We start from the raw sequence: 23,526 nt of genomic DNA, 5'->3' as shown, positions 1-23,526 counted from the left end.
CCGCCCCGGGAGCGTTCCGGGCACCGCGGGACGTCCGCACGGCCCGCCGGCCTTGGCCGAAACGGCCTCTTCGGCGCCGCCGCCACCCGCTGTCATCGCCGACCGACACGATCCCGCCATCCGCCGGGAAGCCCGGGCAGGGGCTACCGGGCGTACCGCGCGGCCAGGCGCACGTTGCCGGGAAGTGAAATCTCGCCACTCGGGCGGGGATCGGGCAAACCGGTCGTCGCTACCACTGGACGCCACGGCGAGCCCGGAGTTACCTGGCATACGGGGGGAGTGCGAGCGCACTGCACGGGGGCCATGGAATCGGGCACATCGGCAACGGTCGGCGATTGGGGTACTTTCCTATGACACCTACGCTCGTGCGGCAGCACTCACCCCACGCGAGGGCGACGCCCGGCGTGGACCTGGATGCACGCGCGCGTGACTGGTCCGAGATTCAGGAGCGGATGCTCGTGCCGCTCTACGAGGCCGTCTACGAGCGACTGGACGTCGGCGGCGGCACGCGGATGCTGGGTCTGGGCTGCGGTTCCGGGCTGGCCCTGCTGATGGCCGCCTCGCGGGGCGCGGCGGTGACCGGCGTCGACTCCGGCTCCCCGGAGCGCCTGGCCCTCGCACGGCGGCGGCTGCTGTCCGAGGCGCCGGAGGCGCGGGACGCACGCGCGCGTGCGGACGCCCGGATCGTCGAGGGCGTCCCCCGCGACGCACGGGACCCGGCGGCGCCCGCGTTCACCCTGGTGACCGCCTTCGAGCCCATCGGATGCCTCGCGGGCGACTCCGAGGGACTGGGCGGGCTGCTGGCGGAGGCGACGCCGCTCGCCGCGCGGGGGGCTGCCGTGGTGCTGGCCGGCTGGGGCCCGCCGGAGCGGTGCGCCACGACGTCCGTGCTGCGGGTGGCCACCAAGCTGGCGGATCCGCTGCGCAGCCCGGGCAGCTGGCGCCCGGCCCTGCGCGACGACCTGGAGGAGGTCGCCCACCGGGCCGGACTCGCGCCGGACGGTTCCGGCCGCGTGGCGTGCCCGTTCGGGTACGCCGACGTCGACAGCGCGGTGCGCGGGCTGCTGTCGACGGGACTGTTCGACGCGGCGATCGCCGCCACCGACCAGGAACAGGTGGACAAGGAACTGGCCGAGGCCCTGCACCCCCACCGGCGGCCCGACGGCACGGTGTGGATGCCGAACGTGTTCCGGTACCTCGTCGCCCGCACGGGCTGACGGCGACCGCGGCTCGCCGTCCCCGCCTCCCGCCGGGGGTCCTCACCGTGCGCGGGGGCGGGGACGGCGGCGCTCACGCCTCCGGGACGTCCTTCGTCAGCCGGGTGATCCCGGCGATCCGGTAGGCGTCCGCCTCGTCCAGCGTCTCGTTGGCCAGCAGCGCCTCGGCGAGGGCGTCGAGCTGTCCGCGGTGGTCGCGCAGCTTGCGGACGGCCTCCGCGTAGCACTCGTCGACGACGCGCCGCATCTCGTCGTCGATGGCGTCCAGGGTGCCGGGGGCGGCGGCCAGCCCGTAGGCCTGCTGGGCGTCGCCGGGCAGGGCGGACAGCCGGCCGACCAGTTCGCTCATGCCCCAGCGGCCGACCATGCCGCGCGCGATCCGGGTGACCTGTTCGAGGTCGCTCTCCGAGCCGGTGGTGATCACGTCGTACACGACGTGCTCGGCCGCCATCCCGCCGAGCGCGCCGATGATCCGGCCGCGCAGGTACTCCTCCGTGTACGCGTACTTGTCGGCGTCCGGCGTGGACAGCGTCACGCCGAGCGCCCGCCCGCGCGGCACGATGGTGATCTTGCGGACGGGGTCGGCGCCCGGCTGCAGCATGCCCAGCAGGGCGTGCCCGCTCTCGTGGTAGGCGGTGCGCCGGCGTTCCTCCTCGGGCATCACCAGCGGGCGTTCGGCGCCGAGCTGGACCTTCTCCAGGGCCTCGGAGAGGTTCGCCTGCGTCACCCGGTCCTGCTTGCGCTTGACCGCGAGGAGGGCCGCCTCGTTGGCGAGGTTGGCCAGTTCGGCGCCCGTCATCCCCGGCGTCGTACGGGCGACCTGGGCGAGGTCGACGTCCGGGGCGAGCGGGATCTCGCGGGTGTGGATCTCCAGGATGGCCTCCCTGCCGCCCCGGTCGGGGGGCGAGACGCTCACCACCCGGTCGAAGCGGCCCGGGCGGGTCAGGGCCGGGTCGAGGATGTCGGCGCGGTTGGTGGCGGCGATGACGATGACGCCCTCGGCGCCCGAGAAGCCGTCCATCTCCGTGAGGATCTGGTTCAGGGTCTGCTCACGCTCGTCGTGGCCGCCCATGCCGGAGCCGCCGCCCCGGGCACGGCCGATGGTGTCGATCTCGTCGATGAAGATGATCGACGGCGCCACCTTCCGGGCCTCGGCGAACAGCTCCCGCACCCGGGAGGCGCCCACGCCGACGATCATCTCGATGAACTCGGACGCGGACGCCGAGAAGAACGGCACCCCCGCCTCACCGGCCACCGCGCGCGCGAGCAGCGTCTTGCCGGTGCCGGGCGGGCCGGTCAGCAGGACGCCCCGGGGCATCTTGGCGCCCATCCGCCGGTAGGCACCGGGATTCTTCAGGAAGTCGACGACGTCGTTGAGCTCGCCCTCGACCTCGTCGATGCCGGCCACGTCCGCGAAGGTGGTGCGCGGCTTGCCCGCCTCCAGTTCGACCGGCTTGGGCGGTGCCTTGCGGCCGAGCATGCCGCCCGCGCCGCCCATCGCCCCGCGCATCCGCCGGGCGATGACGAGCCACAGGACGACCAGGATCAGCATCGGGGCGAGCGCGATCAGCAGGTTGGCCAGCCAGCTGCGGTGCTGGACGACCGGCTCGGCCGTGACGGTGACGTCGTGCTCGGTCAGATCCGCCCAGAGCTTGTCGTCCGCGAACGTCGGCCGCTCGGTCGTGAACTTGGTGTACGTCCCGTCGCCCTCGGGATTGTCCCGGGCCTTCTTCAGCTGGCCCTGGATCGCGTCGCCCTTGGCGTAGATCTTGCTGACGTTGCCCTCGTCGACCTGCTTGCTGAACTCGGTGTACGAGATCGTCGGCTCGTCGCCCTCGTTGAAGAACGACAGCACCAGGTTGGCGATGAGGTAGACGACCAGCGCGGCGAGGACCAGGTTCCACCAGCCGCCGCGCATCCTGCGCCCACCGGACGGCGGCTTCGGCGGCTCGTCGGGCGTGCCCTCGGTGCGCCAGGGCGGCTCGGGGGCCTTGCGCGGCGGGGACGGGTTGGTCATACCGGGACGTTACGACAGGAACGCCGCGCGGGCATGTGCGTGTACGACGCCGGGGGCGCCCCCTGCGGCAGGGGGCGCCCCCGGTGACGTACGACGGAACGGGCGCCGGGCGGAGCCGGTGTCAGCCCATGAACTTCTTGAACTCGTCCGGGAGCTCGAAGTCCCTGCCGCCCTGCTGCGGCAGCCCGAAGGCGTTGCCGCCCTCGGCCGCGGCGGCGCGGCGGGCGGCCTCCTCCTGCTCCTGCTGCTTGCGCTTCATCGGGTTGCCGGAGCGCTGCTTGCCCTTCGCCTTCTTCTGCTGCTTCTTCTGCCGGCCCGGGCCGCCACCCATGCCGGGCATCCCCGGCATACCGGGCATGCCGCCGCCCTGGGCCATGCGGGACATCATCTTGCGCGCCTCGAAGAACCGCTCGACCAGACCCTTCACCGCGCTGACGTCGACACCGGAGCCCTTGGCGATACGGGCGCGGCGCGAGCCGTTGATGATCGTCGGCTCCTGGCGCTCGGCCGGGGTCATCGACTTGATGATGGCGGCCGTGCGGTCGACGTCCCGCTCGTCCAGGTTGGCGATCTGGTCCTTGATCTGGCCCATGCCGGGGAGCATGCCGAGCAGCTTGGAGATGCTGCCCATCTTCCTGACCTGCTCCATCTGGGCCAGGAAGTCGTCCAGGGTGAAGTCCTGGCCCTTCTTGGACGCCAGCTTGGAGGCCATCTTCTCGGCCTCTTCCTGGCTGAACGTCTTCTCCGCCTGCTCGATCAGGGTGAGCAGGTCACCCATGTCGAGGATGCGGGAAGCCATCCGGTCCGGGTGGAAGGCGTCGAAGTCCTCGAGCTTCTCGCCGTTCGAGGCGAACATGATCGGCTTGCCGGTCACCGAGGCGATCGACAGGGCCGCACCACCACGGGCGTCGCCGTCGAGCTTGGACAGCACCACGCCGTCGAAGCCGACGCCGTCGCGGAAGGCCTCGGCGGTGTTGACGGCGTCCTGACCGATCATCGCGTCGACGACGAAGAGGATCTCGTCGGGCGAGACGGCGTCGCGGATGTCCGCGGCCTGCTGCATCAGCTCCTGGTCGATGCCGAGGCGGCCGGCGGTGTCCACGATCACGATGTCGTGGACCTTGGCCTTGGCGAACTCGATGGAGTCCTGGGCGACCTTGACCGGGTCCCCCACGCCGTTGCCCGGCTCGGGCGCGTAGACCGCGACGCCGGCGCGCTCGGCGACGACGCTCAGCTGGTTGACGGCGTTGGGGCGCTGGAGGTCACAGGCCACGAGGAGGGGAGAGTGTCCCTGCTCCTTGAGCCACTTGCCGAGCTTGCCCGCGAGGGTGGTCTTACCGGCACCCTGCAGACCCGCGAGCATGATCACGGTCGGCGGCTGCTTGGCGAAGCGCAGGCGGCGGGTCTCGCCGCCGAGGATGGTGACCAGTTCCTCGTTGACGATCTTGAGGACCTGCTGGGCGGGGTTGAGCGCCTTGGAGACCTCGGAGCCCAGCGAGCGCTCCTTGACCTGCTTGATGAAGGCACGCACGACCGGCAGGGCCACGTCCGCCTCGAGGAGCGCGATGCGGATCTCGCGTGCCGTGGCGTCGATGTCCGCCTCGCTCAAGCGCCCCTTGCCGCGCAGGTTCTTGAAGGTCGCTGAGAGGCGATCGGAGAGAGTGTCGAACACGGCGGCGTCGGTCCTCGGAGTCGGGGGCAGTCTGAGCGTCTTCCAGGGTATCCGGCCACGCAAGGCATTCGTCCCCGCCCGACGCATTCGGCGTGCGGGAACCGCGCGGCAGGAGCCGCGTCAGCCGCGCAGCGCCTCCTCCAGCACCCGCGCCACCTCCCCCGCCTCCTCCCCGGGCAGCCGCTCCCCCGCCGCACCGGTGACGTAGAACGCGTCGACGGCGTTCGACCCCAGGGTGGACACATGGGCGCTGCGCACCCGCACGCCCGCGCCCTCCAGTGCCCGTCCGATGCGGAACAGCAGGCCGGGCGCGTCCTGGGCGCGGACCTCGATGACGGTGGCGTGGCGGGACGCGGCCGGCTCGACGCTCACCCGGGGCGGGGGCGGGACCACACCCCGGCGGCGCGGGTAGGCCGCGTCCCGCTCGGCGAGGCGGCCCGCGATGTCCAGGGTGCCGTCGAGGGCGCGGACCAGGTCGGCGCGCAGCCGGGCGGCCTGGGGCAGGGAGCCGTACTCGGCGGCGACCCGCCAGGCCAGCAGCAGCACGGAGCCCTCGACGCCGTCCGGCAGCGGAAGGGAGCGCAGCTCGGCCGTGCGGACGGTCAGGCGGTGCATGGCCAGGACACCGGCGACGGCGGGGAGCACGCCCGCCTGGTCGGGCACGGCGATGAGCAGCTCCACCCCGAGGGGCTCCTGCTCCGCGGCCGACGGCTCGGCATGGGCCCGCAGGGACAGCACCGGCCCGCCCGTGCGGAACGCCTCGACGGCGAGCCGTTCCTGCTGGGCCGTGGGCGCGGGGGCCTCGGGTTCCTCCAGCGGATCCCCGGCGAGGACCGCCGAGACCCGTTTGACCAGGTCGGCGACGAGCGATGCGCGCCAGGCCGACCAGGCGGCCGGCCCGGTGGCCAGGGCGTCCGCCTCGGTCAGGGCGTGCAGCAGCTCCAGGGTGCCCTGGCTGCCGACCGCCTCGGCGACCGCGCGGACGGTGGCCGGGTCGTCCAGATCGCGCCGGGTGGCCGTCTCGACGAGCAGCAGGTGGTGGCGTACGAGGGTGGCGAGGACGGCGGCGTCCGTACGGTCGAAGCCGATGCGGGCGGCCACGTCCCGGGCGATGGTCTCGCCGGCCACCGAGTGGTCGCCGGGCCAGCCCTTGCCGATGTCGTGCAGCAGCGCGGCGACCAGGAGCAGGTCGGGGCGGTGGACGCGGCGGGTGAACGCGGAGGCGCGGACGGCGGTCTCGATGAGGTGCCGGTCGACGGTCCACAGGTGCACGGCGTTGCGCTGCGGGCGGCAGCGGACCCGCTCCCAGTCGGGCAGCAGCCGGGTGATCAGGCCCTCGGCCTCCAGGGCCTCCCAGACCTCCACGGTGGGCCTGCCCGAGCCGAGCAGGGTCACCAGCTGTTCGCGTGCCTCGGCGGGCCAGGGCGCGGGCAGCGGGCGCGCCGTGGCCGCCAGGCGCCGTACGGCGTGCAGGGAGAGCGGCAGGCCGGCCTGTGCGGCGGCGGCCGCGGCGCGCAGCGGGAGCACGGGGTCGCGTTCGGGGCGTGCGGTGCGGGCGAGCACCACCTCACCGTCCTGCTCGACGACGCCCTCGGCGAGCGGGGAACGCTCGGCGACCTGCTTGCCGCCGCCCAGCATGGCGCGCAGCCTCGGCCGCACGGAGCGCGACCGGATCACGCGCCCCACCTCCCGCCAGGTGACGTCACCGGCGTACGAGATGACGCGCGCCGCCTCGTACACCTGCCGCAGCAGCGCGTCGGCGTCCAGCAGGCCCAGCTCGGCCGCAACCTGGTCCTGTTCCTGGAGGGCCAGCCGGTCGGTCGCCCGGCCCGTCGTCAGGTGGAGGGCGTCGCGTACGTCGAGCAGGCGGCGCCGGGCGTCGGCGAGGCCCTCGCGCGGGGCGTCGGCGAGCCAGGAGGCGGCGACGGCGCGCAGGGCGGTGGCGTCGCGCAGACCGCCGCGGGCCTCCTTGAGGTCGGGTTCGAGCAGGTACTGCAGCTCGCCCTGGCGTTCGGCGCGCTCGGCGCAGAGCTCCCGCAGTTCGGGGAGGCGTTTGGGGGCCTGGTTGCGCCAGTCGGCGAGGACGGCGGTGCGCAGGGAGGCGGTCAGTCCCAGGTCGCCCGCGAGATGGCGGGCGTCCAGCAGGCCCAGGTGGACCTTCAGGTCCTCGCCCGCCGTTTTACGGGCCTCCTGGGGCGTGCGTACGGAGTGGTCGAGGGCGAGGCCCAGGTCCCAGACGGGGTACCAGAGGCGGTCGGCGAGCGCGGCGACCGCCTTGTCGTCGCTGCCGTCGTGCAGCAGGAGCAGGTCCAGGTCGCTGCGCGGGGACAGCTCGCCGCGTCCGTAGCCGCCGACCGCGACGAGCGACACCCCCGCGAGCCCTCCCTCGGTGCCCGCGTCGAAGAGGCCCGCCAGCCAGTCGTCGGTCAGTCCGGCGAGGGCCGCACGGCGCGGCGGCCCGGACCGCGCCCCCTCGGTGAGGAGGCGCAGCCGGGCCGCCGCGTAACCGCCGGGTCCCGAGTCCTCTGCTTCGTTCGTCAGCTCCGTATGCGTCACCCGGCGGCTCCTGTTCCGTCGTCCTGGTTCAGAGCGCGTCGGGTCCGCGCTCGCCGGTGCGGACCCGTACGGCCGTGTCGACCGGGACCGACCAGACCTTCCCGTCGCCGATCTTGCCGGTGCGGGCGGCCTTGACGACGACCTCGATCAGTTGTTCGGCGTCGTCGTCCTCGACCAGTACCTCGATACGGATCTTGGGTACCAGGTCGACGGTGTACTCGGCGCCGCGGTAGACCTCGGTGTGGCCACGCTGGCGGCCGTAGCCGCTGGCCTCGGTCACGGTGAGCCCGTGGACTCCGAAGGCCTGGAGGGCCTCCTTGATCTCGTCGAGCCGGTGCGGCTTGACGACCGCGGTGATGAGCTTCATGCGTCCACCTTCTTGCTCTGGGCCTGCGCGGCCGCGGTGGCGGCCGGTGCGGCGGTCCGGGCGGCACCGCCGCCGGCGCCGCTGAAGTCGTATGCGGTCTCGGCGTGCTCGGCCTGGTCGATGCCGGTCACCTCGTCGTCCTCGGGGACCCGCATGCCGATCGTCTTGTCCAGGGCGAACGCCAGGACCGCGGAGACGACCAGAGAGTAGGCGAGGACGGCGAAGACACCGGCGCACTGCTTCCAGAACTGGTCCAGCCCGCCCCCGTAGAACAGGCCCTGGACGTCGGACTGGCCCTTGCCGCTGGCGAAGAAGCCGACGAGCAGGGAGCCGGCGATGCCGCCCACGAGGTGGACGCCGACGACGTCGAGGGAGTCGTCGTAGCCGAACTTGTACTTCAGGCCGACGGCCATGGCGCACAGCACACCGGCGATGGCGCCGACGGCGATCGCGCCGAGCGGGGAGACGGCACCGCCGGCCGGGGTGATGGCGACCAGGCCGGCGACGGCGCCGGAGGCGGCGCCCAGCGTGGTGAAGGCACCGTGGCGGATCTTCTCGTAGGCGAGCCAGGCCAACATGGCCGCGCCGGTGGCGACCTGGGTGTTGACGAACATCAGCGCGCCGACGCCGTCGTCGTTGCCGAGCCACGAGCCGGCGTTGAAGCCGAACCAGCCGAACCACAGCAGGCCCGCGCCGAGCATGACCAGCGGCAGGCTGTGCGGGCGCATCGGGTCCTTCTTGAAGCCGACCCGCTTGCCGATGACGAGGATCACGCCGAGCGCCGCGGCACCGGCGTTGATGTGCACGGCCGTGCCTCCGGCGAAGTCGATCACGCCGAGTTCGAAGGCCCAGCCACCCGCGCCCCAGACCCAGTGGGCGACCGGGAAGTAGACCACGGTGACCCACAGGGCGACGAACAGGGCCCAGGCCGTGAACTTCACCCGGTCCGCGAGGGCGCCGCTGATCAGCGCGGGCGTGAGGACGGCGAACATCATCTGGAAGACCAGGAAGACGAAGACGGGGATGGTGTAGCCGTCCCACAGCTCGGTCAGGCCGATGTTGCTGAGGCCGACCCAGTCGGAGTTCCAGCCGATGATGCTGCCGGAGTCCGTGCCGAAGGCCAGGGAGAAGCCGTACAGCACCCACAGCACGGTGACGATGCCGAGGCTGATGAAGCTCATCATCAGCATGTTCAGGGTGCTCTTGACGCGGACCATGCCTCCGTAGAAGAAGGCGAGGGCCGGGGTCATGAGCATCACCAGGGCGGAGCAGATGAGCATGAAGCCCGTGTTGGCGGCGGAGAGCTGGGTCTCCGCGGCGAGCGTGATGGCTGGAGCCATCGGCGTCTCCTCGTCGTTGTACGGCCCCGTGCGGGCGAAGCCTGAGCGGCAATGAGGGGTGGGCCGGTTATGCGCCATGAGATTGGCGCAGCACCGTTTCGGTGGGTGCCCCCCACTGTTTCGCCGCCGTGACGAAGGCGCCGTGCGTGTTACGCGCGGATGAACCGCCGGTTCACGGACCGGGTCGCCGATATCGTGACGCGCCCTTCCCGAGGACCACCGCAACCATCAATTGAGCAACCCCCACGGCGAGCAACCACGTCCTCGAGAGCGGCGCCGGTTTAGGCGCAAAAGGACGGCCGGCCGCGGCGGCCTTCCGAGTGACCTGGCATGGGGGAGCCGAGTCGGGCAGTTCGGGAGGGCCGGCCGCGGCCGGGGTCTGGGGGCGGTCAGACCGCTTCGGCGGTCTCGGGCAGTTCGGCGGCGAGCCGTGCGGTGAGGTCCGTGACCTCTGCCAGGTCACCGAAATCGCGTACGGCCGTGTCGACGGTTTTGCGGATGCGGGTGTTGACGCGTTCGGAGCGGACCTTCTTGGCGATGGCCATGGCCTCGGTGGCGAGGACGGTGCTCTCCTCGGGCTCGCGCCGGAGCAGGTGCACGGTGGCCATGCCGATCAGGTTCAGCGCGTAGGAACGCTGGTGTTCGTCGTCCTTGGAGAACAGCTCCACGGCCCGCCGCATCAGCGGCTCGGCCAGGGAGGCGTAGGCGGGGCTGCGGCCGGCGACGTAGGCGAGGTCGCGGAAGGAGTGGCTGTTCTCGCCGTACAGCTCGGCCTCGGAGAAGAAGCGGATCCAGTCGGGGTCCGGCTCGTCCCACTCGTCGGCCTCGGTGAAGGTGTCCTCGGCCATCCGCACCGCCCGCTTGCAGCGGCCGGGCTGTCCCATGTTGGCGTAGGCGCGGGCCTCCATCGCGTACAGCATCGACTGGGTGCGCGGGCTCGCGCAGTCCCGGCTGCCGTACTGCGCGAGGTGGATGAGCTCCAGGGCGTCGTCGGGCCGGCCTAGGTGGATCATCTGGCGGCTCATGCTGGAGAGGATGTACGACCCGAGCGGCCGGTCGCCGGCCTCCTTGGCGGCGTGCAGGGCGAGGACGAAGTACTTCTGCGCGGTCGGCTGGAGTCCGACGTCGTACGACATCCAGCCGGCCAGTTCGGCGAGTTCGGCGGCGACCTTGAACAGTTTGGCGCGGGTGGTCTCCGTCTGGGGCTCCTGGAGGAGGTCGGTCACCTCGTGCAGCTGGCCGACGACCGCCTTGCGGCGCAGGCCGCCGCCGCACTGGGCGTCCCAGCGGCGGAACATCACGGCGGTGGACTCCAGCAGCTCCAGCTCGGGCCGGGACAGCCGGCCCCGCGCCCGCGTGGCGGGTGCGGTCTCGCGTTCGGACGGGGCGGCCGGCGGCGAGGGGACGAGCCAGCGCTGCATGGGCTCGATGAGGGACGGGCCCGCGGAGAGGGCCAGCGAGCTCCCGAGGAAGCCGCGCCGCGCCAGCATCAGGTCGCTGCGCGAGAACTCGCTGAGCAGGGCCACGGTCTGCGGGCCCGTCCAGGGCAGGTCGACGCCGGTCGCGGAGGGCGACGGGCGGGTGCTGCGCAGGCCCAGGTCCTCGACGGAGACGACGACGCCGAAGCGCTCGGAGAACAGCTCGGACAGGATCCGGGGGATCGGTTCGCGCGGGTTCTCACCGTCGAGCCAGCGGCGTACGCGCGAGGTGTCCGTGGAGATGTGGTTGGCGCCGAGCTGGCGGGCCCGGCGGTTGACCTGCCGGGCGAGCTCGCCCTTGGACCAGCCGCTGCGCGCGAACCACGAGGTGAGCAGCTCGTTGGGGCGCTTGTCAGCGTGCGTGGCGCTTCCCGCGCTCGTGCCGCCTTCGCCGTTGCCGCTCACTGGAACGCCCCCATCCCTGAGACCACCTGTCGCCGAGTGCGCCAAGCCTTATCAGCATGCCGGTGACCCGGGCCCTCCGTCCGGCGTACGCCACCCTTCGAACGGAAAACCGAGTTGCCTCCGGCATACCCACAAGTGCATGTGCCCCAAGGCTCCATGTACACAAAGTAATCCTGCGATCACTGGACCCGCCATGGTGATTCGGGAATCGCCACCATTCGCCACCCCTTCGGATGAACTACCGGTGGCCTGCGCACGATTCACTTGACATAGGCCGAACGGGAGACGGTGCAACGGTGTTCACCGGGGCGTGCGCTGCCGGGCGCACCACCCGGGGTGCTTCGGGGCGCCGCCTGAACCGCGCCGAACCCGGGGAGTGGGAAACAGAGAGTCACGCATCACGTCCGCTGCGTAACCGCCGCTGCGTCGGACCCGTTGGAGGGGGCATGGGCTTCACGATCGGCATCGGGACCAGTCGGGGCATGCGCGACGTCCGGTCCGGCACGCGCCGCCGCGGCCGGGCCTCGGAGGCCACCGCGGTGGCCGAGTTCACGGGACTGTGGGGCTGGGACGTGGTGCCGGGGGCACGGGCCGCCGCGGGCGCCTGCTCCTGCGGCCGGCGCAGCTGTCCGGCGCCGGGCGCGCATCCGCTGGACTTCGCGCCGGAGCTGCCGGCCGGATCGACGCTCCACGAGGCGAGCGCGACCTGGGCCGAGTTCCCGGGTGCCGCGGTGATGCTGCCGGTGGGGCGGACGTTCGACGTGATCGAGGTGGCCGAGGCCGCCGGGCGCCGGGCACTGGCGCGGCTGGAGCGCATGGGCCTGCCCCTCGGCCCGGTCGCGGCGACCCCCGAGGGCCGCGCCCACTTCTTCGTCGCGCCCGGCGCCGCCGCCGAGCTGCCCCGGCTGCTCTACCGGATGGGCTGGGACGACCCGACCGCACTCGACCTGCGCGGCCTCGGCCCCGGTACGCACGTCACGGCACCGCCCTCGGACCGTGGCGGTCTCGGTCCGGTGCGCTGGCTGCGTCCGCCGGCCCTCGACTCGGCGACGAAGCCGCCGGCGGCGCGACTGCTGCTGGGCACGCTGGCGTACGTGGCCCACCGGTCTCGGGCGTAGGAAGGCAGGCCTCCGGCCCCGGCACCCGCCCGGCACGGCGAAGCGCCCGTCCCCCGACTGCACCTCGGGGGCGGGCGCTTCTTCGTGCGCGTACCGGCATCGGGCCGGCGGGAGGTCACTCGCCGATGAGCGCGTCCACGAACGCCGCCGGCTCGAACGGCGCCAGGTCGTCGGCGCCCTCGCCGAGCCCGATCAGCTTGACCGGCACGCCCAGCTCGCGCTGCACGGCGACGACGATGCCGCCCTTGGCCGTGCCGTCCAGTTTGGTGAGGACGATGCCGGTGATGTTGACCACCTCGGCGAAGACGCGGGCCTGGATCAGGCCGTTCTGGCCGGTGGTGGCGTCGAGCACCAGCAGCACCTCGTCCAGCGGGGCCTGCTTCTCCACCACGCGCTTGACCTTGCCGAGCTCGTCCATGAGGCCGGTCTTGGTGTGCAGGCGGCCGGCGGTGTCGATGAGCACCACGTCGGCGCCGACGTCCTTGCCCTCCTTGACCGCGTCGAAGGCGACGGAGGCGGGGTCGCCGGCCTCCGGGCCGCGCACGGTGTGGGCGCCGACCCGCTCGCCCCAGGTCTGCAGCTGGTCGGCGGCGGCGGCACGGAAGGTGTCGGCGGCGCCGAGGACGACGCTGCGGCCGTCGGCGATCAGGACCCGGGCGAGCTTGCCGGTGGTGGTGGTCTTTCCGGTGCCGTTGACGCCGACGACCATCACGATGCCGGGCTTGCCGGTGGCGGGCTCGGTCTTGAGCTCGCGGTCCATGTCGGGGCCGACCAGTGTGATCAGCTCTTCGCGCAGCAGGCCGCGCAGCTCCTCGGGCGTGCGGGTGCCGAGCACCTTCACACGCTCGCGCAGCCGCTCGACCAGCTCCTGGGTGGGCTGCACGCCGACATCGGCGGTGAGCAGCGTGTCCTCGATCTCCTCCCAGGTGTCCTCGTCGAGGTGCTCGCGGGAGAGCAGGGTGAGCAGGCCCTTCCCGAGGGCGTTCTGCGAGCGGGAGAGGCGGGCACGGAGCCGGACCAGGCGGCCGGCAGTGGGCTCGGGAACCTCGATCTGCGGGATCTCGAGCTCTTCGACGACGGGCGGCTCCTCGACACCGACGGGAGCGGTGCCGCCGTCCGGGAGGTCGACCTCCTCTATCGTCCGGCGCGTTTCGTCGCGCGGCGTCTCGGCCTCGTCGCCGACGTGCGGCTCGGCCGGAGGGGCGGTGATGTCGGGTGTCGACGGAGGCGGCGGAGGCAGCTGCTTCTTGCGGCGACTGCCCACGATCAGCCCGCCGAGTGCGCCGATCACGACCACGGCGATGACTACAGCAAGGATGAGGATTTCCATAACCCGTCCAGTATCAGTCATGGGCTCTCGGGACACCCGCTTGTGACTTCCTCCAAAGGACAAAGGCCCCTGGAGGGAAGGAGTCGGACCAAAGTACGATGGAAGAGGCCGCGTCAACGCGCGTAGAGTCCCGAACGCATCCTCTTCCCCACGATCGAGGCACGGACCCCCCATATGAGCAAGACCGCCGAGACAGAAGGCGCCCTGGAAACCCGTGGCATCGAGCAGGTGCCCGACCATGAGCGCACCGCCCGGACCCGCGAGCTCTTCCCGACCTGGGTCGGCGCCAACATCAGCGTGCTGCTGCTCACGATGGGCGCGAGTCTGGTCGTGGCGTACCACCTCAACTTCTGGCAGGCGCTCGTCGTCGCGGCCGCCGCACCCGCGGTGTCGTACGGCCTGGTGGGCCTGATCGGCATCGCCGGCAAGCGCGGCGGCGCGCCCGGCATGGCGCTGTCCCGGGCGGTCTTCGGCCAGCGGGGCAATCTGCTGCCCGGGTCGCTGATCTGGGTCGCCCGCTGGGGCTGGGAGACGATCAACGCGGTGACCGGCGCCTATGCCGTGCTGACCGTGCTGCACATCGTGTTCGGCATCCGGGCCAACAGCGTGCTGGACATCGTGACGCTGCTCGTCTTCGTCGTCGCGACGTTCGCGATCTCCGGGCTGGGGATCAACGCCGTGCAGAAGTGCAACAAGTACGCGGCGTACCTCTTCGGTGTCTTCTCGGTGCTGGTGCTGGGCTACCTGGTCGTCGACACCGACTGGTCCGCGGTCTTCGACCGGTCCGCTGGTTCGGTGGCCGCGATGATCACCGGCGTGGGCCTGATCGCGGCGGGCGGCGTGAGCTGGATCCCGTCGGCGCCGGACTTCACCCGGTACCTGCCGCGCACCGCCTCCTCCAAGGGCATCGTGGGCGTGACGATCGGCGGCGCCGGCATCGTGGTGCTGCCGATGGTGCTGATGGGGATGGTCATGGCGGTCTCCACGCCGGACCTGGCCTCCGCCAGCGACCCGGTCTCCTTCCTCGGCGAGATCCTGCCGACCTGGATAGCCGTGCCGTACCTGCTGATCGCGCTGATCGGCATGCTGCTGATCAACTCCATGTCGATGTACTCGGCCGGCTTCACCGCGCAGACCCTCGGCTTCAAGATCCCGCGGCACTGGGCGGTCTCGGTGAACGCCGTGATCTCGCTGGTCTTCGGCGGGGTGCTGATGCTGGTGGCGACCAGCTTCATGGGCTCCTTCATCGCCTTCCTGTCGCTGCTCGCGGTCGCGTTCTCCGCCTGGGTCGGCGTCTTCGGCGCGGACATGCTGCGCCGCAAGGAGTACGACGGCGAGGCCCTGGCCGACACCGGCCGCACCAGCGCCTACTGGTACCGGGGCGGCTTCTCCCCCGCCGCCGTCGCCGCGTGGGCGGTGGGTCTGGCCGCGGGCCTGATGTTCACGACGTCCGACTGGTTCACGGGCCCGCTCGCGGCGAACAACGTCATCGGCGAGTACGGCCTCGGCTGGGTCGCCACGGTGGTGATCTCCGGTCTCCTCTACGTGGTGCTGCCGAAGCCGCCGGTGGTCGTCCCGACGGCCCCCGCCGAGCGGGCCGAGCAGCCCGAACACGCCGAGACGCTGAGCGTCTGACCCCGCGCCCCCTCCACGTCCCCCTTCGCCCGGCCCGGCGGAGGGGGACGTTCCACGTCGCGGGCGCGCCACGCCGGTCCCGCCACGGGCGACGTGGTGCGCCGCCGGCGGCCGACCAGGGGTCGGTGGCGACCGACGCGTGCGCTGCAGGCGACCGACCGGGGACGCTGCGGGGCGACCGACCGGGGTGCAGTGGCCGGCCGACGGGCGCAACAGGCTCGGCCGACCGGGAATCTGTGGGCGGCTGAGGGGGGCGACGGGCGCGGGCGCCCGGGGGCCCGTGCGCGGGCGTCGTCGTCCTCGCAGGGGACCACCGTCCAGACCAGGGCCTGGGGGGGTCGTCGTCCCCGTTGACGAACCAGGTGGGCGCTTCCGCTCACACTCCCCCGCCGGAAACCCGGTCCGCCCCATGCACCCCACGCCGGGCTCGGGCGTCCGGCGCGCCGGCCCGGGAGGCCCTTCCCCTCCGCTCCCCGCCGGACCTCCGCCGATCGCGCCCGCGTAGAGGGCACCCGGCCCGGCCGTGGAGACGCGGCACCGCCCCGGCGCGCACAACACCGCCGCCCCCGTCCGGAGGTGTCCGGACGGGGGCGGCGGCACGGTACGAGGAGAGGGGCAGCGGGGACTTGGCCCTTCTCCCCGAGCTCGGGGAGGGTGGTCAGCCCATCTCCTCCAGGGCCTTGCCCTTCGTCTCCTTCACGTACTTCAGTACGAACGGGATGGAGAGCGCGGCGAAGATCGTGTAGATCACGTACGTGCCGGAGAGGTTCCAGTCGGCCAGCGACGGGAAGCTCGCGGTGATCGCCCAGTTGGCGATCCACTGCGCGGACGCGGCCACACCCAGGGCGGCGGCGCGGATCCGGTTCGGGAACATCTCGCCGAGGAACACCCAGACGACCACACCCCAGGACAGGGCGAAGAACAGCACGAACAGGTGGGCGGCGATCAGGGCGACCCAGCCCTGGGTGGCCGGGAGCTTGCCGTCGACCAGGTCGAAGGAGAACGCCCAGGCCTCCAGCGCCAGGCCGATCACCATGCCGACCGAGCCGATGAGGGCGAGCGGCTTGCGGCCGACGCGGTCCACGAAGATCATCGCGATCACGGTGCCGACGATGTTGATGATCGACGTCGTGAACGAGTAGAAGAACGAGTCCGACGGGTCGACGCCGACCGACTGCCACAGCGTCGAGGAGTAGTAGAACGCGACGTTGATGCCGACGAACTGCTGGAAGACCGACAGGCCGATACCGATCCAGACGATCGGCTTGAAGAAGAAGCTGCCGCCGAGCAGGTCCTTGAAGGACGACTTCTCCTCGCGGTGCATGGCGTGCTCGATCTCGGCGATGCGCGCGTCGAAGTCGACGTCCTTGCCCTCGACCTCTTCGAGGATCTGCTTGGCACGCTCACGCTTGCCCACCGAGACCAGGAAGCGCGGGGACTCGGGGATGGCGAAGGACAGAAGGCCGTAGAGGACGGCCGGGACGACCATGACGCCGAGCATGACCTGCCAGGCCTCCAGGCCCATCAGTTCACCGCGCTGGTCACCGCCGGCGGCGTTCAGCAGCCCCCAGTTGACCAGCTGCGACACCGCGATGCCGACGACGATCGCGGCCTGCTGGAAGGAGCCGAGCCGGCCGCGGTAGGCGGGCGGGGAGACCTCGGCGATGTAGGCGGGACCGATCACCGAGGCCATGCCGATGGCGAAGCCGCCGATGACGCGCCACATGGCGAGATCCCACAGCGCGAAGGGCAGGGCCGAGCCGATGGCGCTGACGGTGAACAGGACCGCGGCGATCTGCATGCAGCGGATGCGGCCGATGCGGTCGGCGATGCGGCCGGCGGTCGCGGCGCCGATGGCACAGCCGATCAGCGCGACGGCGATGACCTGGGCCAGCACCGCGGAGCCGACGTCGTAGCGGTCCCGGATGGCCTCGACGGCGCCGTTGATGACGGAGCTGTCGTAGCCGAAGAGGAAACCGCCCATCGCGGCCGCCGCCGCGATGAAGATGACGTGCCCGAGATGATCGGGATGAGCCGTCCTGGCTCCTGGATTGGGTGCCTGCGCTGTGCTGGCCACGTGTACTCCTCGGGCTTCCGGCAACGCTGCCGGGGTGGTTCGCCCTTCGAGGTGCCACTGGTAGGTACCTGAAGGTAAAAGCAACGTTGCAGAGACTATGCCTTCAAGTTTCGAAGTCAATAGGGCGAGAGCTGTGAGTTATGCGATGCCCTCGACGGCATTGTGTTCAAGAGTTGAATTTGACATGCCCGGCTTGCGACGTTCTACGCAGGCTGGCGCAGGCGCTGGCTGATGACCTTCGACACGCCGTCACCCTGCATGGAGACGCCGTACAGCGCGTCGGCGACCTCCATCGTCCGCTTCTGGTGCGTGATGACGATCAGCTGCGAGGCTTCCTGGAGCTCCTGCATGATCCGGATCAGCCGCTGCAGGTTGGTGTCGTCGAGTGCCGCCTCGACCTCGTCCATGACGTAGAACGGGCTCGGCCGCGCCTTGAAGATCGACACGAGCAGCGCCACGGCGGTCAGCGAACGCTCCCCGCCCGAGAGCAGCGAGAGCCGCTTGACCTTCTTGCCCGGCGGCCGCGCCTCGACGTCCACACCCGTGGTGAGCATGTTGTCGGGGTCGGTCAGCACCAGGCGTCCCTCGCCGCCGGGGAAGAGCCGGCTGAACACGCCCTCGAACTCCCGGGCCGTGTCCCGGTAGGCCTCGGTGAAGACCTGCTCGACGCGCTCGTCGACCTCCTTGACGACCTGGAGCAGGTCGGCGCGGGTCTTCTTCAGGTCCTCGAGCTGCTCGCTGAGGAACTGGTGCCGCTCCTCCAGCGCCGCGAACTCCTCCAGGGCCAGCGGATTGACCTTGCCGAGCTGCTGGTACGCCCGTTCGGCCGCCTTCAGCCGCTTCTCCTGCTCGGCCCGTACGAAGGGCCGGGGGCGGTTGCGCGGGTGCTCGCCCGCGGCGGAGCCGCTGCCGGATCCGGCGTCCGGGAGTTCCTCGCCCTCGGCGGGGGGCGAGGACGGCACCAGTTGATGCGGCCCGTACTCGGCCTCGAGCCCCGCCGGTTCCACACCGAGTTCCTCCAGCGCCTTGGTCTCCAGCTGCTCGATGCGCAGCCGTTTCTCGGCGCCGAGTACCTCGCCCCGGTGAACTGAATCCGTCAGCTTGTCGAGCTCGGCCTTGAGATCGCGCCCCGCGGTGCGCGCGGCGGCCAGTTCCTGCTCGCGCCGGGCCTTGGCGGCCTCGGCGGCGGTGCGCTCCTCGTCGGCGCGGGCAAGCGAGACCTCGACGTGCGCCAGCAGCTGCCGGGCGCCCGCGGCGACGGCCTCGGCGACGGCCGCCTCGTGCCGCAGCCGGGCCCGCCGCTGCTCGGCACGCGCGCGTGCCTCGCGTTCCGCGCGGGCGGCCCGGTCGAGGGAGTCGGCGCGTCCGGCGAGTGCCTTGACCCGCTCCTCGTGCGTGCGGGCCTGGAGGCGGGCCTCCATCTCGGTCTGCCGTGCGTTGGCGCCGTCGGCGGCGAGCCGGTCGCGGGCGGAGGTGTCGGGTTCCTCCTCGACCGGCATCTCCTCGGCGACCGCGAGCCGCTCGGCCAGCTCCTCGACGTCCATGAGCGCCTTGTCCAGCGCCTCCTGCGCCCGCTCCGCCGCGGCGGCGGACCGCTCGGCCTCCCCGGCCGCGCCCCGCGCCTGTCCGGCGAGCCGCCCGAGCTGCTGGGCGACGGACGACTTCTCGCGGTCGGCGGCACGGCGCCGCTCCCCCAGCTCCTCGACGAGCGCGGCACACTCCCGGCGCCGTTCGACGGCCGCCTCCTGCGCCTCGGCCAGCTCCGCGCACCGCACGCCCAGCTCCGTCAGCTCGGCGGCTGCCTCGTCCACGGACGCCTGCACCTCCAGCAAGCTGGGCGCCCCGGCGGACCCGCCCTGCGCGAAGTGGGCGCCCAGCAGGTCGCCCTCGGCGGTGACGGCGGTCAGCTCGGGGTGGGCGTAGACGAGGTCCTCGGCGTCCTCCAGGGTGCCGACGACGACGATCCCGCGCAGCAGCCGCCGTACGGCGGGCATCAGCTCGGCGGGCCCGCGGACGAGGTCGGCGGCGTACGGCGGCCCGTCGCTCCGCGGCTCGTGCGCCATGTCGTCGGGGGCGCCGGCGAGCAGCAGGGCGGCGCGGCCCGCGTCCTGCTTGCGCAGGTGCCGGATGGCGTCGGCGGCGGCCGCCGGGGACGCCACCGCGAGGGCGTCGGCGGCGGCCGCGAAGGCGGCGGCCACGGCGACCTCGTGGCCCGGCGCCACGGTGAGCAGTCCTGCGGCGGGGCCGAGCAGTCCGCCGAGGCCGTCCCGCGCGGCGAGCAGCGCACCGGTGCCGTCCTTGCGGCGCAGGCCCAGGGCGAGGGCGTCGTGGCGGGCCTGGGTCGCCGCGCGCTCGCGCTCCGCAGCGGTGGCCGCCTCGCGGGCGGCGCTCTGGGCGGCCTCCGCCTCGGCCAGCCGGCGCTTGGCGGCCTCGTACCGCTCGGCGAGTTCCTGGTCGTCGGCGTCGAGCCCGTCGACCTCGGCCCGGAGCGCCTCGTACTCCTCCTGGGCGGCGGCGGCCCGTTCACGGGACTCGTCCCGGGCAGCGGCCAGCCGCTCGATCTCCGCCTGGGCGGAGGCCGCGCGGGAACGGGCGGCACCGACCTGGCCGCTGAGCCGGGCGAGCCCCTCGCGGCGGTCGGCGATGGCGCGGGCGACGTCCTTGAGGCGGCGCTCCTCCAGGGCCAGCTCGCGTTCGAGGTCGGCGCGGTGGGCGACCGTGTCCTCCAGGGCGCGCTCGGCCGCTTCCAGGGCCGCTTCGAGTTCGGCCTCCTGATCGCGCACCCGGGCGGCCTCGCGCTCCAGGTCCTCCGGGTCCCGGCCGCGCCGCTCCTCGGGGGGTGTGGAGGTGGCGCTCTTCACGCGGGCGTCGGCCAGGGAGATCGTGCCGCGCACCCGCTCCGCGAGCTGGGACAGCTCGTACCAGGTCTGCTGGGCGCGTTGCAGGCGCGGGGTGAGCCGGCGCACCTCGTCCTCCAGGTCCGCCTCGCGCCGCAGCGCCTTGCCCAGCTCCCGCTCGGCGCTCTCCTTGCGCTCCTTGAGGGCGGCCTCGTCGGCGATCTCGGCCCGGAGCGCCTCGCGCAGCCGTACGAGGTCGTCGGCGAGGAGCCTGAGCCGGACGTCCCGCAGGTCGGCCTGGATGACGGCGGCCCGTCTCGCCACCGCCGCCTGACGGCCCAGCGGCTTGAGCTGGCGCCGCAGTTCGTCGGTGAGGTCCTGCACGCGCGCGAGGTTGGCCTGCATCGCGTCCAGTTTCCTGAGCGCCTTCTCCTTGCGCTTGCGGTGCTTGAGGACGCCGGCGGCCTCCTCGATGAAGGCGCGGCGGCCCGTGGGGTCGGCGTGCAGGACGGAGTCCAGCTGACCCTGGCCGACGATGACGTGCATCTCGCGGCCGATGCCGGAGTCGGAGAGCAGTTCCTGGATGTCGAGCAGGCGGCAGGTGTCGCCGTTGATCTGGTACTCGCTGCCGCCGTTGCGGAACATGATCCGCGTGATGGTGACCTCGGCGTACTCGATGGGCAGGGCCCCGTCGGAGTTGTCGATGGTGAGGGACACCTCGGCGCGGCCCAGCGGTGGGCGGCCGGTGGTGCCGGCGAAGATGACGTCCTCCATCTTGCCGCCGCGCAGCGACTTGGCGCCCTGTTCGCCCATGACCCAGCTGAGGGCGTCCACGACGTTCGACTTGCCCGAGCCGTTCGGGCCGACGACGCAGGTGATGCCGGGTTCGAAGCGGAGCGTGGTCGCCGAGGCGAACGACTTGAATCCGCGGAGGGTCAGGGCCTTCAGGTGCACGCCGCCGGACTCTACCTTTCGGGGGTGTCTCACTCCATGAACCGGTGAACCAGCGCGGTTTCACAGGTGAACATGCAGGGCACATCAGACGTTGAAGAGGGTGAAAGGATGCACGGGGGAAGGTTCGGGCGGGGCGGGAGTCGCGGACGAGTCCGACGAGACGGATGGGGCGGGGAAAGAAAGAAGGGACGCCGAAGCGTCCCTTGCAACTCTGACAACTGAGCGGTTGTACGGGCGGGCCCAACCACTGCCGTGCCGTCGTGGAGCGATGCAGTGATCAGGTGAGCGCAGGCTCCGCCTGGTGTGCGTCAACGCTCTCCATGCTCTCCATGATCCTGTCGTGAGAAGCGGCAGCCGCCAGCGCGTCGTTCTCCGCCTGGATTCGTCCGAGCTCGGATTCCAGGTCCTGGACGCGCTGCTGGAGCCGTCGCATCTCGGCGAGGAGTCGCGGGTCGGAGCCGCCGACGTAACCGAGAAGCGCCTTTGCCATGATGGATGGTCCTCCACAATGAGTGACCGACCGAAGCGGTGTGGGTCGATGGGTCGTGAGGGAATCGCACCCGCGGTGCTTGGCACTCTTGAGTTTTTACTGCCGTTCAACCATGCCAAACAGCTAAGGTGCGCGGGGCTTTCAGCGTCTCACCAAAAAGTTTGACGGTCAACACGATCACGCCCCGTATTGACGGGTGCCCGGGGCGCGCGGCCGGGAAACGGCGGCGCTGCGACTCCTGCGGGCCCCTGGGGGCGTGGCGATCATCCTGGGTGGGGAGCCTGCCACGAGGTCGGCGTTCTTGGCAACCACCTGCTCGTTTTCGTTCCGGCGGCCCCCCGTAGCGCCCACGCCCCGGGGTCCGGAGGCGCTCCGCGCGGGGCCTCGTCAACGGATGGCGAAGCCGTCGTAGCCGCCGCGAGGTGTGTCCCAGATCTCGGTGACGCCGTCCACGCGCCCGGGCGTGTCGTCGCCCCGCAGCCAGTCGAGGAGTCCCTCGCACCGCTCCCGCGGGCCCTCCGCGACCACTTGGACGCGCCCGTCGGCCAGATTGAGAGCAAAACCACTCATGCCGCCGAGCTCCAGCGCCCTGGCCCGCGTGAACCAGCGGAAACCCACACCCTGGACCTGCCCGCGAACCCACGCGACCAGTCGTACATCCTCGCTCATGAGTGCAACCTAACCAGTCAATGTCACTCCGGACACTTCGCCCCCTGGCGCCATGCGGTACCGTCCCCACCCAATGAATCGCACCTGAAACTCACTCGATCGTGTGAGTTCTGTGGTGAACGCGAGGACACGTCGACCGCGAGGACGAGGAAGGCCAGGACATGGGACGCCACCGACGCTCCGCCGCCGGCCGCGCCGCGGAGGTCCACCGCACGGACGGATCCGCGGGACAGGGCCGGCACCCGTCGGGCGCGGGTGACCGCCCCACGATGGGCATCGCGCCCTACCTGAACCCCGAGGCGTACGCCGAGGTCCGCGCGAAGAGCGACGCCTACCTGTTCGGGCCGGACGACCGGGACGGCGAGGGCCGGCCGGAGGCGAGCCTCACGGTTCCCTTCCCCAGCGAGGGCTTCACGCCCGACGACGGTCCGCAGCGCGGGGGGTCGCGGCGCCGCCGGAAGAAGAGGGCCGTCACGCCGGTCCGCACGGGACTGCTCGGCGTCTCCGCCGCTGTCGCCCTCGGCACGGTCGCCGTGGCCACGGGCGCGGTGCCCGGCCTCGACAACTACCGCATCGGCGGCGCAGGCGGTGGCGACCGGGTGCAGTCCGCGGACGTACCGACCAACAACCCGGCCGAGCAGGGCGGCACCTCCGGCAGCGCGGACGCCGGCCTCGACGGCGGCGCGTCCGCGAGCAGTGGCGCGGACCGCTCCGTCCCGCCGTCCGCCCCCGCGTCCCCCTCCTCGCCCTCGGCCTCCGCCTCCCCGTCGTCCTCGGCCTCGACGTCGGCCGCGCCGGCCGAGACACCGTCGAAGACGGAGGAGCCCGAGGCGTCCACGCCCAGCCGGCAGCGGCAGCCCACGCCGTCGCGCCCGGCCACGAAGGCGCCGGAGCGGAAGACCGCCGCTCCCGCCGGCACCGTGTCCGAGCAGGCCGTCGCCGAGGCCCGGGTGCTCCAGCTCGTCAACGACGAGCGGGCCAAGGCGGGCTGCAGCCCGGTCGCCGCCAACAGCGCGCTGCGCGAACTGGCCGAGGACTTCAGCGAGGCCATGGCGGCACAGGGCTTCTTCGACCACACCGACCCCTCCGGCGCCACCCCGTGGGACCGTGCCGAGGCGGCCGGGATAAGCGATCTCGGCGGCGAGAACATAGCCCGCGGGCAGGCCGACGCCCAGGCGGTGATGGACGCCTGGATGGACAGCCCGGGGCACAAGGCCAACATCCTGAACTGCGACTTCCGGACCCTGGGCGTCGGCGTCCACTTCGGCCCCGGCGGTCCCTGGTGGACACAGGACTTCGGCTACTGAGCGAGGCACCGCAGGCGCTGTCGTGCGGTCGGCGCGCCCTGCGGGGCAGCGCTGTGC

15 protein-coding genes are annotated in these 23,526 nt (G+C 72.2%); 4 read left to right on the top strand and 11 right to left on the bottom strand.

Annotated elements, in window-relative coordinates; all coding sequences use genetic code 11:
* Positions 1-350: 350 nt before the first annotated feature.
* Entirely contained in the window at positions 351-1,217 is an 867-nt protein-coding gene (locus tag IEZ05_RS28095; protein ID WP_189233064.1) for an SAM-dependent methyltransferase, read from the top strand.
* Between the two features lie 73 nt (positions 1,218-1,290).
* On the opposite strand, the gene ftsH is transcribed toward IEZ05_RS28095, so the two are convergent.
* The 6 genes from ftsH to nsdA form a co-directional block, all read right to left on the bottom strand.
* Positions 1,291-3,234 (bottom strand): ATP-dependent zinc metalloprotease FtsH, encoded by a 1,944-nt coding sequence (gene ftsH / locus IEZ05_RS28090; protein WP_189233063.1) that lies wholly within the window; start codon positions 3,232-3,234, stop codon positions 1,291-1,293.
* 121 nt (positions 3,235-3,355) lie between these two features.
* Complete coding sequence (gene ffh / locus IEZ05_RS28085; RefSeq protein ID WP_189233062.1) at positions 3,356-4,906, bottom strand: signal recognition particle protein; 1,551 nt, start codon at positions 4,904-4,906, stop codon at positions 3,356-3,358.
* A 120-nt stretch (positions 4,907-5,026) separates the two neighbouring features.
* Positions 5,027-7,462, bottom strand: a complete 2,436-nt coding sequence (locus tag IEZ05_RS28080; protein WP_189233061.1) for a [protein-PII] uridylyltransferase — start codon at positions 7,460-7,462, stop codon at positions 5,027-5,029.
* 28 nt (positions 7,463-7,490) lie between these two features.
* On the bottom strand, positions 7,491-7,829 hold the full coding sequence (locus IEZ05_RS28075) for a P-II family nitrogen regulator (RefSeq protein WP_019328769.1): 339 nt from the start codon (positions 7,827-7,829) through the stop codon (positions 7,491-7,493).
* Positions 7,826-9,169, bottom strand: coding sequence for an ammonium transporter (locus IEZ05_RS28070; RefSeq protein WP_189233060.1), 1,344 nt, complete (start codon positions 9,167-9,169; stop codon positions 7,826-7,828). Before IEZ05_RS28070 ends, IEZ05_RS28075 begins: the two co-directional genes overlap by 4 nt.
* Before the next feature lie 389 nt (positions 9,170-9,558).
* Positions 9,559-11,052 (bottom strand): transcriptional repressor NsdA, encoded by a 1,494-nt coding sequence (gene nsdA / locus IEZ05_RS28065; RefSeq protein ID WP_189233059.1) that lies wholly within the window; start codon positions 11,050-11,052, stop codon positions 9,559-9,561.
* A gap of 446 nt (positions 11,053-11,498) precedes the next feature.
* Between nsdA and IEZ05_RS28060 the strand changes: the two genes are divergently transcribed.
* Positions 11,499-12,170 carry a bifunctional DNA primase/polymerase gene (locus tag IEZ05_RS28060; protein WP_189233058.1) on the top strand — a complete coding sequence of 224 codons (672 nt, stop codon included), beginning with the start codon at positions 11,499-11,501 and terminating at the stop codon, positions 12,168-12,170.
* 115 nt (positions 12,171-12,285) lie between these two features.
* Here the strand turns inward: IEZ05_RS28060 and ftsY are convergent, their stop codons facing one another.
* Positions 12,286-13,500: a signal recognition particle-docking protein FtsY gene (gene ftsY, locus IEZ05_RS28055; RefSeq protein WP_189233057.1), complete on the bottom strand. Its 1,215-nt coding sequence runs from the start codon at positions 13,498-13,500 to the stop codon at positions 12,286-12,288.
* Between the two features lie 174 nt (positions 13,501-13,674).
* Here ftsY and IEZ05_RS28050 point away from each other — a divergent pair, with 174 nt between their 5' ends.
* On the top strand, positions 13,675-15,135 hold the full coding sequence (locus IEZ05_RS28050) for a cytosine permease (RefSeq protein ID WP_189233056.1): 1,461 nt from the start codon (positions 13,675-13,677) through the stop codon (positions 15,133-15,135).
* Positions 15,136-15,793: 658 nt separating this feature from the next.
* Here the strand turns inward: IEZ05_RS28050 and IEZ05_RS28045 are convergent.
* The 4 genes from IEZ05_RS28045 to IEZ05_RS28030 form a co-directional block, all read right to left on the bottom strand.
* A complete protein-coding gene (locus IEZ05_RS28045; protein WP_189233055.1) occupies positions 15,794-17,212 on the bottom strand; it encodes a sugar porter family MFS transporter in 1,419 nt (472 codons plus the stop codon).
* Between the two features lie 203 nt (positions 17,213-17,415).
* Positions 17,416-21,003, bottom strand: coding sequence for a chromosome segregation protein SMC (smc, locus tag IEZ05_RS28040; RefSeq protein WP_189233054.1), 3,588 nt, complete (start codon positions 21,001-21,003; stop codon positions 17,416-17,418).
* A gap of 277 nt (positions 21,004-21,280) precedes the next feature.
* On the bottom strand, positions 21,281-21,493 hold the full coding sequence (locus tag IEZ05_RS28035) for a hypothetical protein (RefSeq protein WP_003973418.1): 213 nt from the start codon (positions 21,491-21,493) through the stop codon (positions 21,281-21,283).
* Positions 21,494-21,880: 387 nt separating this feature from the next.
* Entirely contained in the window at positions 21,881-22,162 is a 282-nt protein-coding gene (locus tag IEZ05_RS28030; protein ID WP_189233053.1) for an acylphosphatase, read from the bottom strand.
* A 161-nt stretch (positions 22,163-22,323) separates the two neighbouring features.
* Here IEZ05_RS28030 and IEZ05_RS28025 point away from each other — a divergent pair, with 161 nt between their 5' ends.
* Positions 22,324-23,469 (top strand): CAP domain-containing protein, encoded by a 1,146-nt coding sequence (locus IEZ05_RS28025; protein WP_189233052.1) that lies wholly within the window; start codon positions 22,324-22,326, stop codon positions 23,467-23,469.
* The last annotated feature ends 57 nt before the right edge of the window (positions 23,470-23,526 follow it).

It is taken from the genome of Streptomyces flaveolus (assembly GCF_014648815.1).
In the GTDB taxonomy this organism is placed as follows: Bacteria; Actinomycetota; Actinomycetes; order Streptomycetales; family Streptomycetaceae; genus Streptomyces; species Streptomyces flaveolus.
The sequence above is the reverse complement of the archived record's forward strand: the minus strand, read 5'-3'. Positions and strand labels throughout refer to the sequence as shown.